This is a genomic window from Leclercia sp. TB492 (assembly GCF_049974505.2).
GTDB lineage: Bacteria > Pseudomonadota > Gammaproteobacteria > Enterobacterales > Enterobacteriaceae > Enterobacter > Enterobacter adecarboxylatus_C.
The window spans coordinates 1,389,573-1,402,692 of sequence record NZ_CM127572.1 but is presented as its reverse complement, the minus strand read 5'-3'; the positions used below and the strand labels follow the sequence as shown (position 1 = coordinate 1,402,692).

Here is a 13,120-nt window from a genome sequence, read left to right as displayed (position 1 = left end):
AAGTGATTAGAAGCGGTAACCTACGCCTGCGATCCAGGTGCCAACGTCAACGTTACGGATGCGGCTCTGCTCATAGGAGAAGTCCAGCGCAACGTTTTCGATTGGGTTGAACTGCATACCTGCGCCATAGGAGAAGCCATAGTCGCTGTTGGTAGCAGAGCGGTTGAAGCCCTGGTTTTCAGTCTGCTGGAATTTACCGTAGCCAACACCCACTACACCGTAGATGCTTGCCCAGTCGTTCAGACGGAAAGCCGGGCCAGCAGTGATGCCGTAGTACTGAGCTTTGTTGTAAGCGCCGTCTTCGGAACGGTCTTTCTCAGTGTAGGTGAAGGAACCGATGGCACCCAGCGGGTTGTTGTCCTGCTCGTAGCGATATTTCAGGTTGAAACCGTTGGTTTTGTTCATCACGCCCTGCATATCGCTCTGAGCGTAACCGCCAGTCACGGTAGAGGTCGCTGCGACAGCGGAACCTGCGGAAACAGCCAGAACAGCTGCCAGTGCTGAAAGACATGCAATTTTTTTCATAACCACCTCAAATGTGCTTCAAGTAAATCCGTAAGTTTTAAATATATCAAAAAAACTTGTGAAACTCTTTGTCATTCGTGATGTCTAATGCGGCTTTTCATGTAACTAAACATTTCCACCCGCAGCTATCTTGTTCAAAAAACACCGAATTTATGTTTCACAAACCTGATTTTGCGCGTCAGTCACAATACATTCATCCAGACGATTCCTAATCTGTTACAGAAATCACCCGGCGCTATGAGGCTATTTTACGGATTTGCGGCGACTTTTTTTCAACAAAGTCTCAACCGTGCGGCGTTATTTCCTTTACACTCCCCCTCTTTACTTCCTTTGACAGAAATTGACAGGAGAAAGGATGCCTGGGTTGTCTCGCAGGGCGCCAGTCTGGTTGCCCGTAATTGTCATTCTCATTGCCATGCTCTCGATTCAGAGCGGCGCCTCGCTGGCAAAATCGCTCTTCCCGATCGTGGGCGCCCCTGGCGTGACGGCGCTGCGTATTGCGCTCGGTACCCTGATTCTGGTCGTGATCTTTAAACCCTGGCGGCTGCGTTTTAAGAAAGAGCAACGCTTGCCCCTGCTGTTTTACGGGCTGTCGCTGGGGGCGATGAACTATCTCTTCTACCTGTCGATTCAGACGGTGCCGCTGGGGATCGCCGTGGCGCTGGAGTTCACCGGCCCGCTGGCGGTAGCCCTGTTCTCCTCCCGTCGTCCGGTGGACTTTGTCTGGGTGGTGCTGGCGGTGCTGGGGCTGTGGTTTCTGCTGCCGCTGGGTCAGGACGTCTCGCACGTTGACCTGACCGGCGCGGCCCTGGCGCTGGGCGCGGGGGCCTGCTGGGCAGTCTACATTCTTACCGGGCAGCGTGCCGGGGAAGAGCACGGCCCGGCCACCGTGGCGCTGGGGTCGCTGATCGCCGCCATCGTCTTTGTACCGCTGGGAATGGCGCAGGCCAGCGAGTCGATCTGGCAGTGGTCGATCCTGCCGGTGGGCCTGGCGGTGGCGGTGCTCTCAACCGCACTTCCCTACTCGCTGGAGATGATTGCCCTGACGCGTCTGCCGACGCGCATCTTCGGCACCCTGATGAGCATGGAGCCCGCCCTGGCGGCCATGTCCGGGATGGTGTTCCTGGGCGAATCTCTGACCTTTACCCAGACGCTGGCGCTCTGCTCGATCATTGCCGCGTCGATGGGGTCGACGCTCACCCTGCGCCGGGAGAGTAAAGTTGAAGAGGTGGATATCCGCTAACCGATATTATTTTGCCGGGGATAGGTTTCCCGGCGAAATATTCCCATTCGCAATAACCGTCATTATTTTGAAATATCCCCTTTGCCTCTCACCCGCCCGGTGAAAATAAGATAAATTTACCCTAAAATATAAATATCTTTTTATTATCAACTGGTTAACTATCACAACCCGCCCCTCTCTATTAAACCAATAGGCAGGACCCAATCGCGCCTTCTATAGCCGGTGCTATACTTGATTTCGGAAATTACTTTGGACGCCAACATCAAGAGGAAATGAGATTATGCCTACCGCTAAACTGGTAAAAACGAAAGCACCTAATCTGCTCTATACCCGTAACGATGTCTCTGACAGCGATAAGAAAGCGACGATTGAGTTGCTGAATCGCCAGGTGATCCAGTTTATTGACCTGTCGCTGATTACCAAACAGGCCCACTGGAATATGCGCGGCGCTAACTTTATTGCTGTCCACGAGATGCTGGATGGCTTCCGTACCGCACTGACTACCCATCTGGATACCATGGCGGAACGTGCCGTGCAGCTGGGCGGCGTGGCGCTGGGCACTACCCAGGTGATCAACAGCAAAACGGCGCTGAAAAGCTACCCGCTGGACATCCACAGCGTGCAGGATCACCTGAAAGAGCTGGCGGATCGTTACGCTGTCGTGGCTAACGACGTACGTAAAGCGATTGGTGAAGCTAAAGACGAAGATACCGCTGACATTCTGACCGCGGCCTCCCGCGACCTGGATCAGTTCCTGTGGTTCATCGAGTCTAACATTGAGTAATCCATAGCATTTTGCTATTACACCCTCGCCTCCGGCGGGGGTTTTGCACTTTTATAGTGCACACATTTCACCTTTCCCGCCGCAAACGTAAAGCATTTGTAATAATCACCTCACACAATCGTTAACGAAAGATTGTTTTCTCATCAATATTTGCGCTTAATAGCATAACCGTTAGTGATGGCGTAGCGCTGCACCAAAACAGTGCTTCGTTATGGTGCAATCCGCCGACATTGCTACACTTTTTGTGCAATGAAATGCGTGCTGGCCTTTTAAAAACAACCTGTTGCAAAGTTGGCACGATTTTTTCATAGAGCCGTTCGTTCTCGCAGGGGATCGCCCCGTGGATATAAAAGGAAATGCTATGAAGTCTGTATTAAAAGTTTCACTGGCTGCACTTACCCTGGCTTTTGCGGTTTCTTCTCAGGCTGCTGATAAAAAACTGATTGTCGCCACCGACACCGCCTTCGTACCGTTTGAATTTAAGCAGGGCGATCAGTACGTTGGTTTTGACGTGGATCTGTGGGCGGCCGTCGCGAAAGAACTGAAACTGGACTACACCCTGAAGCCAATGGACTTCAGCGGCATCGTTCCGGCACTGCAAACCAAAAACGTTGACCTGGCGCTGGCCGGTATCACCATCACTGACGCACGTAAAAAAGCTATCGACTTCTCTGACGGCTACTACAAAAGCGGCCTGCTGGTCATGGTGAAAGCGGACAACAACGACGTGAAAAGCGCGAAAGATCTCGACGGCAAAGTGGTCGCGGTGAAGAGCGGCACCGGTTCTGTTGATTACGCTAAAGCCAACATCAAAACCAAAGACCTGCGCCAGTTCCCGAACATCGATAACGCGTACATGGAGCTGGGCACCAACCGTGCTGACGCCGTGCTGCACGACACGCCAAATATCCTGTACTTCATCAAAACCGCAGGCAACGGCAAGTTCAAAGCGGTAGGTGAATCTCTGGAAGCGCAGGAATACGGTATCGCCTTCCCGAAAGGCAGCGACGAGCTGCGTACCAAGGTGAACGGCGCGCTGAAAACCCTGAAAGAGAACGGCACCTACAACGAAATCTATAAAAAATGGTTCGGTACTGAACCTAAATAAAACAGCCTGTTAAACAGGAACTGCACCGCCCGGTGGCGCTTGCGCTTACCGGGCCTACAATTTTAGTCATCCCCCTGGCTAATTTTTTGTTTTCACCACGGTATACAGGAATACATCATGCAGTTTGACTGGAGCGCCATCTGGCCTGCCATTCCTCTCTTGCTTGAAGGCGCCAAAATGACCCTGTGGATTTCGGTCCTCGGTCTGGTTGGCGGGTTGATTATCGGCCTTGTTGCCGGTTTTGCCCGCACCTACGGCGGCTGGATAGCCAACCACGTAGCACTGGTTTTCATCGAAGTGATCCGCGGCACGCCGATTGTGGTGCAGGTGATGTTTATCTACTTCGCCCTGCCGATGGCCTTTACCGATCTGCGCATTGACCCGTTCAGCGCGGCGGTGGTTACCATCATGATCAACTCCGGTGCCTATATCGCTGAGATCACCCGCGGTGCGGTGCTGTCGATCCACAAGGGCTTTAGCGAGGCCGGTCTGGCGCTGGGTCTTTCCCGTCGCGAAACCATCCGCCACGTGATCCTCCCCCTGGCGCTGCGTCGTATGCTGCCGCCGCTGGGCAACCAGTGGATCATCAGCATTAAAGATACCTCACTGTTCATTGTTATCGGCGTCGCTGAACTGACCCGTCAGGGCCAGGAGATCATTGCCGGTAACTTCCGCGCCCTGGAGATCTGGAGCGCCGTTGCAGTGGTCTATCTTATTATTACCCTGGCACTGAGCTTCGTGCTGCGTCGTCTTGAAAGAAGGATGAAAATCCTGTGATTGAATTTAAAAACGTTTCCAAGCACTTTGGTCAGACCCAGGTGCTGCACAATATCGATCTCCAGATCCAGACCGGCGAAGTGGTGGTGATTATCGGGCCGTCCGGCTCCGGTAAATCGACCCTGCTGCGCTGCATCAACAAGCTGGAAGAGATCACCAGCGGCGATCTGATTGTCGACGGTCTGAAGGTCAACGACCCGAAGGTGGACGAGCGTCTGATCCGCCAGGAAGCCGGAATGGTGTTCCAACAGTTCTATCTGTTCCCGCATCTGACGGCGCTGGAGAACGTGATGTTCGGCCCTCTGCGCGTGCGCGGTGCCAACAAAGCGGCCGCCGAGCAGCTTGCAAAAGAGCTGCTGGCGAAAGTCGGACTGGCGGAGCGCGGGCATCACTATCCGTCCGAGCTCTCCGGTGGTCAGCAGCAGCGCGTGGCGATTGCCCGTGCGCTGGCGGTCAAACCGAAGATGATGCTGTTCGATGAGCCGACCTCGGCCCTCGACCCGGAACTGCGCCACGAAGTACTGAAGGTTATGCAGGATCTGGCGGAAGAAGGGATGACGATGGTGATCGTGACCCACGAAATCGGCTTTGCCGAGAAAGTGGCCTCGCGCCTGATCTTCATCGACAAAGGCCGTATTGCCGAAGATGGCAATCCGCAGGCGTTGATTGAAAACCCACCGAGCCAGCGTTTGCAGGATTTCCTCCAGCACGTTTCGTAATTTAACGCCGGGCGGCGCTGACGCTTGCCCGGCCTACGATTCCTCCGGAATCTTCCCAAAAACCCCCCGCTTCCGTTCGCCTTCTATACTTATCACTTTGCACAATATTGTCACCGGAGGACGCCGTGCCCTGGATCCTGCTGCTCCTGATAAGCCTGTTTTGCCTGCCTGCACAGGCCGTCAGCCTGCCGGGCGTTCCTGCTGCCACCCCAGCTGAAGCGACCACTCCGGCCGCCGAGCCGGACGTTGAGCAGAAGAAGGCCGCCTATTCCGCGCTGGCGGATGTTCTGGAAAATGACGCCTCGCGCCAGGAGCTGATCTCCCAGCTGCGCAGCGTGGCCGCGACGCCTCCCCAGGAGCCGGTGCCCAAAATCACCCCGCCGGAGATCGCCGAAGAGAAGACCGTGCTGGAGAACGTGACCGACATCAGCCGCCATTACGGCGATGCGCTCTCCACCCGCTTCGCCCAGCTCTACCGCAACCTGATCGGCTCCCCGCATAAGCCCTTTAACCCGCAGACTTTCGTCGTTGCCGCGCGGCAGTTTCTGCTCCTCGCCGGGTTAGTTTTTGCCTTCTACTGGCTGGTGAGGCTCTGCGCCTGGCCGCTGTACCGCAAAATGGGCAGCTGGGGACGCAGAAAGAACCGGGAGACCAGCAGCTGGGTCCACCTGCCGCTGACCATCGCCAGCGCCTTTATTATCGACCTGCTGCTGCTGGCGCTGACCCTGTTTATCGGCCAGATCCTCAGCGAATATCTCAATACCGGCAATCCCACCATCGCCTTCCAGCAGACGCTATTCCTCAACGCCTTCGCGCTGATTGAGTTCTTCAAAGCGATCCTGCGTCTGATATTCTGCCCGCGGGTGCCCGACCTGCGCCCCTTTGCCATCAGCGATCGCGCCGCCCACTACTGGTCGCTCCGGCTGAGCATCCTGAGCGGGATGATCGGCTATGGCCTGCTGGTGGCGGTGCCCATTATCTCTAACCAGGTTAACGTGCAGATCGGCGCCCTGGCCAACGTGCTGATTATGCTCTGCATCACCGTCTGGGCGCTGTACCTGATTTTTCACAACAAACGCGCCATTACCGAGGGGCTGCTGCACCTGGCCGACCGCTCCCTCGCCTTTTTCAGCCTGTTTATTCGCGCCTTCGCCCTGGTGTGGCACTGGCTGGCGAGCGCCTATTTTATCGTGCTGTGCTTCTTCTCCCTGTTCGACCCGGGAAACAGCCTCAAATTTATGATGGGAGCGACCTTCCGCAGCCTGGCGATCGTCGGCATCGCCGCCTTTGTGTCGGGGCTGCTGTCGCGCTGGCTGGCTAAAACCATCACCCTGTCGCCGCACGTGCAGCGCAGCTATCCGGAGCTGCAAAAGCGGTTGAACGGCTGGATCTCCGTGTCGCTGAAGGTGGCGCGGTTCCTGACGGTCTGTGTCGCCATTATGCTGTTGCTCAGCGCCTGGGGGCTGTTCGACTTCTGGAACTGGCTGCACAACGGTGCCGGTGAAAAGACGGTGGATATTCTGATCCGCATCGCGCTGATCCTCTTCTTCTCCGCCATTGGCTGGACGATTCTGGCGAGCCTGATTGAGAACCGGCTCTCCTCGGATATTCATGGCCGGCCGCTGCCCAGCGCCCGCGCCCGCACGCTGTTGACGCTGTTCCGCAACGCGCTGGCGGTGGTGATCAGCACCATCACCATCATGATTGTGCTGTCGGAAATTGGCGTGAATATCGCCCCGCTGCTGGCCGGTGCCGGGGCGCTGGGGCTGGCGATCTCCTTTGGTTCCCAGACGCTGGTGAAAGACATCATCACCGGCATCTTTATTCAGTTTGAAAACGGGATGAACACCGGGGATCTGGTGACCATCGGGCCGCTAACCGGCACGGTAGAGCGAATGTCGATTCGTTCGGTGGGGGTGCGGCAGGATACCGGGGCGTACCACATTATTCCCTGGTCTTCGATCACCACCTTCGCCAACTTTGTCCGCGGCATCGGTTCGGTGGTGGCGAACTACGATGTGGACAGACATGAAGATGCCGAGAAAGCGAAGCAGGCGCTGAAAGCGGCGGTGGATGAACTGCTGGAGAGAGAGGATATTCGCGGCCTGATTATCGGCGAGCCGTCGTTTGCCGGGATTGTCGGGCTGACCAGCACCGCCTTTACGCTGCGCGTCTCCTTCACCACCCAGCCGCTAAAGCAGTGGACGGTGCGTTTCGCCCTCGATAGCATGGTGAAAAAACACTTCGACCTGGCGGAAGTGCGGATGCCGGTGCAGATGTATCAGCTGCTGCCGTCGCCGGGCTCAGCCCCGCCGCCACAGGAACCCACGTTGTAGCCCCGGCAAGCGTAGCGCCACCGGGGGGAAGACCCGTTAGCGCTGGCGACGTTTGTCGTTATCCATAAATGTCCAGGCGATAAAGCGGCTCTGCTTTTGACCCTGGGCCATCTCTTTTTTCACCACCTTCACCGCGCCGACGTCCGTCAGGGCGCGATACAGCGGCGGCAGGTTTTCGCTGCGCGAGACCAGAGTAGTAAACCACTTCACCTGACGGGCAAACTGGGCGCTCTCGGCAATCATCTTCTTGATAAAGGCCACTTCGCCCCCTTCGCACCACAGCTCCTGCTGCTGGCCGCCAAAGTTCAGCGCGGCATCGGCCGCCTGGCCGAGGTTGCGGCGCTTACGCTCGCTGCCCGCCCGAGCTGATTCAGCGGAATCGTGGAACGGCGGGTTGCACAGAGTAGCATCGTACTGTTCGTTTTTATGGATCACCCCGGCAAAAATGGCGGAAGCCTCTTTCTGGCGGCGCAGACGAATGGCGCGGGCCATACCGGGGTTGCCGTTAATGATGGCGGTGGCGTTGGCAAACGCCTGCGGATCCACCTCGCTGCCGGTGAAGCGCCAACCGTACTCATGCACGCCAATCAGCGGGTAGATCAGGTTGGAGCCGGTACCAATATCCAGGATCGTCGCCTGGGCAGGTACCGTGCCGTTATTCCCTTCCGCCAACAGATCGGCAAGATGGTGAATATAGTCGGCGCGCCCCGGCACCGGCGGACAGAGGTAGCCGTCCGGAATATCCCACTGCGCCACGCCGTAGAAATGAGCAAGCAGCGCCTTGTTCAGCGTCTTCACCGCCTGGGGATCGGCAAAGTTCACCGTCGGCTCGCCCGTCGGGGTTTCGGTGATAAATTCGCGCAGTGCCGGACAGCTCTCGCATAAGGCATTCATATCGTAACGGCTGCGGTGGCGGTTGCGTGGGTGCAACCCCGGCTTCTCGGGTGTCATGGCGTTCTCCTGTAAACAGCGGCGTAAGATACCCGTTGCGGGCGCAACGGTAAATATTTCTCTGCGCCGCAGAATAAAACACCAAAAATCAGCCACCTGTATGTCGCTGATTTGTCATGAAATTGTCAAAATATGTCGTTCAAAAAATAAGCAGATCATCATCAATTTTTTGCACTAAATCACACTCTGACCCGTTCTACACTTAGTGTGCACCACCCGTTGTCAATCAGAGGAAGTGATTATGAAAAAATACCTGGTAATGCTCGCTGCCGCTTCACTGGCAGGCGCGTCGTTTGCTGCATGGTCGATTGAATCACTCAGCAGCGGCGACACCAGTCAACTGAGGCCAGCCGGAACCGTGCAGGCTTCGGGCGCAAGAGACCTCGACGACCTGCAGGACAAACTGGCTGAAAAAGCGCGTGAAAAAGGTGCTAAAGGCTATGTTGTGAACTCTGCCAGCGGCGACAACAACATGTTTGGTACTGCCACCATCTACAAATAGTTCCCCGCTCTGCACTACACACTGCATCCTCTGGGGTGCAGTTCGTTTTTTATCCAAAATCCACTTTGTGAAGTTTTTTAGCAGGCAATGTAAATTTACGTATTTCATTTTGTTGGCGAGAGTGATAAAAAGTCACGCCAAATGATAATGTTTATCACAATTATTATCATTTGTAGGTTCATTACGGTTATTCACGTGGCAAAGGAAAAGGCACAGACCTGCCTGACAACGTAATGGAAACTCGATTCTAAAAATTATAAGTCGCTAAACAATATGGATAAAAATCGCAACGTTCCGAACAGCTTCAGCTCGCTGACCTTTTTTGCGGGGCTGTGTATTGGCCTCTCCCCGGTAGCGAGTGCTATCTCGGCGGAGAATAACGATAAAAAGTCTGACGACACCCTGGTGGTAGAAGCGGCGCAACCTTCGCTTTATGCGCCGCAGAAGTCTGCCGACGCGAAGTTCAGCCGCCCGGTGGCAGATACCACCCGCACTATGACCGTTATCTCCGAACAGGTGCTGAAGGATCAGGGCACCACCAACCTGACCGACGCCCTGAAAAACGTTCCGGGCGTGGGGGCTTTCTTTGCCGGTGAAAACGGTAACTCCACTACCGGCGACGCGGTGTACATGCGCGGCGTGGACACCTCGAACAGCATTTACGTTGACGGTATCCGCGACATCAGCACCACTACGCGCGATACCTTTAACACCGAACAGGTCGAGGTGATTAAAGGGCCATCCGGCAGCGATTACGGCCGTAGCGCACCCAGCGGCTCCATCAATATGATCAGCAAACAGCCGCGTCTGGACTCGGGTATTGATGCCTCCGCCAGCATTGGCAGCGCGTACATGCGTCGCGGTACCCTCGATATTAACCAGGTGATGGGTGACACCTCGGCGTTTCGTCTGAACCTGATGGGTGAAAAAACCCACGACGAAGGACGCGATAACGTTAAGAACGAACGCTACGGCGTAGCCCCTTCCCTCGCCTTTGGTCTGGGAACGGAAAACCGTCTGTATCTGAACTACCTGCACGTGACTCAGCACAACACCCCGGACGGCGGCATCCCGACCATCGGGCTGCCGGGCTACTCTGCGCCATCGGCGGGCACTGCGGCGCTGAATCACTCCGGCAAAGTGGATACCAGCAACTTCTACGGCACCGATTCCGATTACGACGACTCCACCTCCGACACCGCCACGGTGCGCTTTGAGCACGACTTCAACGACAACACCACCGTGCGGAACACCACGCGCTGGTCGCGGGTGAAGCAGGATTATCTGATGACCGCCGTGATGGGTGGGGCCACCAACATCACCCAGCCCGATCGCAACAACGTGGACACCTGGACCTGGTCGCGTAACGCCAACACCAAAGATGTCAGCAACAAGATCCTGACCAACCAGACCAACCTGACGACCAAATTCTATACCGGCAGCGTCGGCCACGATATCAGCACCGGGGTGGAGTTCACCCGCGAAACCCAGACCAACTATGGCGTGGATGCCATCACCCCGCCGCCGGTGAATATCTATCACCCGAACAGCAACGTCAGCCTGGGCGGTCTGAACAACAGCGGTGCCAACGCCAACGGTCGGACCGATACCTTCGGGATTTACGCCTTTGATACGCTCCAGGTCACCCGTGACTTCGAGCTGAACGGCGGAATTCGTCTCGATACGTATCACACCGAATATGACAGCGCCAGCATCTGCGGCGGCACGGGTCGCGGGGCGGTTGCCTGCCCGGCCGGCACGCCTAAAGGCTCGCCGGTCACTACGGTGGATACCGCCACCTCCGGTAACCTGGTCAACTGGAAAGCCGGGGCGCTCTACCATCTGACCGAGCACGGCAATATTTACGTCAATTACGCTATTTCCCAGCAGCCGCCGGGCGGCAATAACTTTGCCCTGGCCCAGGGCGGCACCGGCAGCAGCGCCAACCGCACGGACTTTAAACCGCAGAAGGCCAAGACCAGCGAGCTGGGCACCAAGTGGGAAGTGCTGGATAAACGTCTCCTGCTGACCGCGGCCGTCTTCCGCACCGACATCGAAAACGAAGTCGAGCAGAACGATGACGGTACCTATTCGCAGTACGGTAAAAAACGTATCGAAGGCTATGAGCTGTCTGCCGCGGGCAACATCACTCCGGCCTGGCAGGTCATAGGCGGTTATACTCAGCAGCGCGCTAGCGTGCGCACCGGCAGTGACGTGGCGCAGGATGGCACCTCTTCCCTGCCGTATACTCCGGAACATGCCTTCACCCTGTGGAGCCAGTACCAGGCCACGGATGCGATCTCCGTGGGTGCCGGCGCGCGCTACATCGGCAGCATGCATCGTGGCTCTGACGGCGCGGTGGGTACCCCGTCCTTCACCGAAGGCTACTGGGTGGCCGATGCCAAACTGGGCTATCGCGTCAACCGCAACCTCGATATGCAGCTCAACGTCTACAACCTGTTTGATGAAGATTATGTCGCCTCCATCAACAAGAGTGGCTACCGCTACCATCCGGGTGAGCCGCGCACCTTTATGTTAACGGCGAACATGCACTTCTGATCCCGCGTGGGGCTTCGGCCCCACCTTTCGGAGAACCTTTTATGATGTATCACATTCCGGGCGTGCTGAACGCCGATGAGGTAGCGCACTTCCGCGCTCAGCTGGATCAGGCCCCGTGGATCGACGGCCGTGCCACCGTGGGCAACCAGGGTGCGCAGGTCAAAAATAACCAGCAGGTCGACACGCAAAGTCCGCTGTACGCCACCCTGCAGGCGGCGGTGTTGCAGGCGGTGAATCAGCACGCGCTCTTTTTTGCCGCCGCCCTGCCGCGCCAGATCTCCAGCCCGCTGTTTAACCGCTATCAGCAGCAGGAAACTTACGGCTTTCACGTCGACGGCGCCGTGCGCAGTCACCCGCAAAGCGGCTGGATGCGGACCGATCTCTCGGCCACCCTCTTTTTAAGCGAGCCCGACAGCTACGAGGGTGGCGAGCTGGTGGTTAACGACACCTACGGCCAGCACAGCGTCAAGCTCCCGGCAGGGGATCTGGTCCTCTATCCCTCCAGCAGCCTGCACTGCGTGACCCCGGTGACCGCGGGCGTGCGGGTAGCCTCCTTTATGTGGATCCAGTCGATGATCCGCGACGATAAAAAGCGCGCCATGCTGTTCGAGCTGGACCGCAACATCCAGACTCTGCGCGGCCGCCATGGCGAAAGTGACGAAGTGCTCTCCCTGCTCAACCTCTACCATAACCTGCTGCGTGAATGGTCTGAAATCTAGCCCTTCGCCTTGATTGTGCGTTTTTTAGCCCCATAGTTACTGGTACAGCGCAATATCCTGTCAGGAGGGGTTTATGGCTTCCGGTTGGGCGAATGATGACGCCGTTAATGAACAGATCAACAGTACCATTGAAGATGCGGTGGCGCGGGCGCGGGGCGAGATCCCGCAGGGTGAGAGCCTGAAAACCTGTGAAGAGTGCGGGGAGCCCATCCCCGAAGCGCGGCGTAAAGCGGTGCCCGGCGTCCGGCTGTGCATCGCCTGCCAGCAGGAGAAAGATTCACATAATGCATCGCATGCAGGATATAATCGCAGAGGATCGAAAGACAGCCAGTTACGATGACTGGCCTGGCGGCAGCAACGCCACGCAAGCGGTTTCTTTTTTGAGCACGATTTTTTGCGGTGCGTTTCGCAAAACGTGCCCTCACCCTTCCCTCTGTAAAGCGCAACGGCAAGAAACGTAAATCCATTCACTGAATTTATTAATATTCAATAACTTATTTGTCATTCAAATTTTTCGAATGATGTCGTCAATTCTCTTCGATTTTATCTCTCGTAAAAAAGCGTGATACTTATCACATCGACGGAACAACGTCCCCTTAACAGAATAACCTGCGAGATACTAACGATGAAAACCATTAAATATGCTGTTGCCGCTGTTGCCCTGACTACCCTCTCCTTCGGTGCTTTCGCTGCGGAATCTATCAGCGCCGCTCAGGCAAACAGCATGAACAAAATCGGTGTGGTGAGTGCTGAAGGCGCGACCACGCTGGACGGTCTGGAAGCTCGCCTGGCAGCGAAAGCTGAAGCGGCTGGCGCGACCGGTTACACCATTACCTCCGCCAACACCAACAACAAACTGAGCGGTACTGCGGTTATCTACAAATAACCGGACCCTTA

General features: G+C 56.3%; 13 protein-coding genes. 11 read left to right on the top strand and 2 right to left on the bottom strand.

The genetic code is table 11. The annotated features are described in order from the left end of the window. Positions 1-6: 6 nt before the first annotated feature. Entirely contained in the window at positions 7-525 is a 519-nt protein-coding gene (gene ompX / locus ACP4QI_RS06535; RefSeq protein ID WP_142488790.1) for an outer membrane protein OmpX, read from the bottom strand. 355 nt (positions 526-880) lie between these two features. Between ompX and rhtA the strand changes: the two genes are divergently transcribed. The 6 genes from rhtA to ybiO all read left to right on the top strand — a co-directional run bounded on the left by rhtA (position 881) and on the right by ybiO (position 7,492). Continuing rightward, the gene (gene rhtA, locus ACP4QI_RS06530; protein WP_426495030.1) at positions 881-1,768 is read left to right on the top strand and encodes a threonine/homoserine exporter RhtA; all 888 of its coding nucleotides are present in this window, start codon (positions 881-883) and stop codon (positions 1,766-1,768) included. A 280-nt stretch (positions 1,769-2,048) separates the two neighbouring features. Further along, positions 2,049-2,552: a DNA starvation/stationary phase protection protein Dps gene (dps, locus tag ACP4QI_RS06525; protein WP_142488788.1), complete on the top strand. Its 504-nt coding sequence runs from the start codon at positions 2,049-2,051 to the stop codon at positions 2,550-2,552. Positions 2,553-2,913: 361 nt separating this feature from the next. Next, positions 2,914-3,660: a glutamine ABC transporter substrate-binding protein GlnH gene (glnH, locus tag ACP4QI_RS06520; protein ID WP_142488786.1), complete on the top strand. Its 747-nt coding sequence runs from the start codon at positions 2,914-2,916 to the stop codon at positions 3,658-3,660. A 117-nt stretch (positions 3,661-3,777) separates the two neighbouring features. Further along, positions 3,778-4,437, top strand: coding sequence for a glutamine ABC transporter permease GlnP (gene glnP, locus ACP4QI_RS06515; protein ID WP_039029408.1), 660 nt, complete (start codon positions 3,778-3,780; stop codon positions 4,435-4,437). After that, positions 4,434-5,156: a glutamine ABC transporter ATP-binding protein GlnQ gene (gene glnQ, locus ACP4QI_RS06510; protein ID WP_142488785.1), complete on the top strand. Its 723-nt coding sequence runs from the start codon at positions 4,434-4,436 to the stop codon at positions 5,154-5,156. Before glnP ends, glnQ begins: the two co-directional genes overlap by 4 nt. Before the next feature lie 125 nt (positions 5,157-5,281). Beyond that, a complete protein-coding gene (gene ybiO / locus ACP4QI_RS06505; protein ID WP_285128276.1) occupies positions 5,282-7,492 on the top strand; it encodes a mechanosensitive channel protein in 2,211 nt (736 codons plus the stop codon). 36 nt (positions 7,493-7,528) lie between these two features. On the opposite strand, the gene rlmF is transcribed toward ybiO, so the two are convergent. Beyond that, positions 7,529-8,443 carry a 23S rRNA (adenine(1618)-N(6))-methyltransferase RlmF gene (gene rlmF / locus ACP4QI_RS06500; RefSeq protein WP_197090567.1) on the bottom strand — a complete coding sequence of 305 codons (915 nt, stop codon included), beginning with the start codon at positions 8,441-8,443 and terminating at the stop codon, positions 7,529-7,531. Positions 8,444-8,684: 241 nt separating this feature from the next. Here rlmF and mcbA point away from each other — a divergent pair, with 241 nt between their 5' ends. From mcbA to ybiJ, 5 genes are all read left to right on the top strand, one after another. After that, positions 8,685-8,945: a DUF1471 family periplasmic protein McbA gene (gene mcbA / locus ACP4QI_RS06495; RefSeq protein WP_142488782.1), complete on the top strand. Its 261-nt coding sequence runs from the start codon at positions 8,685-8,687 to the stop codon at positions 8,943-8,945. A gap of 273 nt (positions 8,946-9,218) precedes the next feature. After that, a complete protein-coding gene (locus tag ACP4QI_RS06490) occupies positions 9,219-11,504 on the top strand; it encodes a catecholate siderophore receptor Fiu (RefSeq protein ID WP_285128278.1) in 2,286 nt (761 codons plus the stop codon). A 41-nt stretch (positions 11,505-11,545) separates the two neighbouring features. Beyond that, positions 11,546-12,223 carry a PKHD-type hydroxylase YbiX gene (gene ybiX, locus ACP4QI_RS06485; protein ID WP_426495031.1) on the top strand — a complete coding sequence of 226 codons (678 nt, stop codon included), beginning with the start codon at positions 11,546-11,548 and terminating at the stop codon, positions 12,221-12,223. Between the two features lie 73 nt (positions 12,224-12,296). Continuing rightward, positions 12,297-12,563 (top strand): DksA/TraR family C4-type zinc finger protein, encoded by a 267-nt coding sequence (locus tag ACP4QI_RS06480; RefSeq protein WP_032617164.1) that lies wholly within the window; start codon positions 12,297-12,299, stop codon positions 12,561-12,563. A gap of 285 nt (positions 12,564-12,848) precedes the next feature. Then, entirely contained in the window at positions 12,849-13,109 is a 261-nt protein-coding gene (gene ybiJ / locus ACP4QI_RS06475; RefSeq protein WP_142488779.1) for a DUF1471 family protein YbiJ, read from the top strand. Positions 13,110-13,120 lie beyond the last annotated feature (11 nt).

What these genes read in the sequence shown, in the direction of transcription:
- ompX (WP_142488790.1), bottom strand. Translation starts at nt 525, where the DNA reads ATGAAAAAAATTGCATGTCTTTCAGCACTGGCAGCTGTTCTGGCTGTT.
- rhtA (WP_426495030.1), top strand. Translation starts at nt 881, where the DNA reads ATGCCTGGGTTGTCTCGCAGGGCGCCAGTCTGGTTGCCCGTAATTGTC.
- dps (WP_142488788.1), top strand. Translation starts at nt 2,049, where the DNA reads ATGCCTACCGCTAAACTGGTAAAAACGAAAGCACCTAATCTGCTCTAT.
- glnH (WP_142488786.1), top strand. Translation starts at nt 2,914, where the DNA reads ATGAAGTCTGTATTAAAAGTTTCACTGGCTGCACTTACCCTGGCTTTT.
- glnP (WP_039029408.1), top strand. Translation starts at nt 3,778, where the DNA reads ATGCAGTTTGACTGGAGCGCCATCTGGCCTGCCATTCCTCTCTTGCTT.
- rlmF (WP_197090567.1), bottom strand. Translation starts at nt 8,443, where the DNA reads ATGACACCCGAGAAGCCGGGGTTGCACCCACGCAACCGCCACCGCAGC.
- mcbA (WP_142488782.1), top strand. Translation starts at nt 8,685, where the DNA reads ATGAAAAAATACCTGGTAATGCTCGCTGCCGCTTCACTGGCAGGCGCG.
- ACP4QI_RS06490 (WP_285128278.1), top strand. Translation starts at nt 9,219, where the DNA reads ATGGATAAAAATCGCAACGTTCCGAACAGCTTCAGCTCGCTGACCTTT.
- ybiX (WP_426495031.1), top strand. Translation starts at nt 11,546, where the DNA reads ATGATGTATCACATTCCGGGCGTGCTGAACGCCGATGAGGTAGCGCAC.
- ACP4QI_RS06480 (WP_032617164.1), top strand. Translation starts at nt 12,297, where the DNA reads ATGGCTTCCGGTTGGGCGAATGATGACGCCGTTAATGAACAGATCAAC.
- ybiJ (WP_142488779.1), top strand. Translation starts at nt 12,849, where the DNA reads ATGAAAACCATTAAATATGCTGTTGCCGCTGTTGCCCTGACTACCCTC.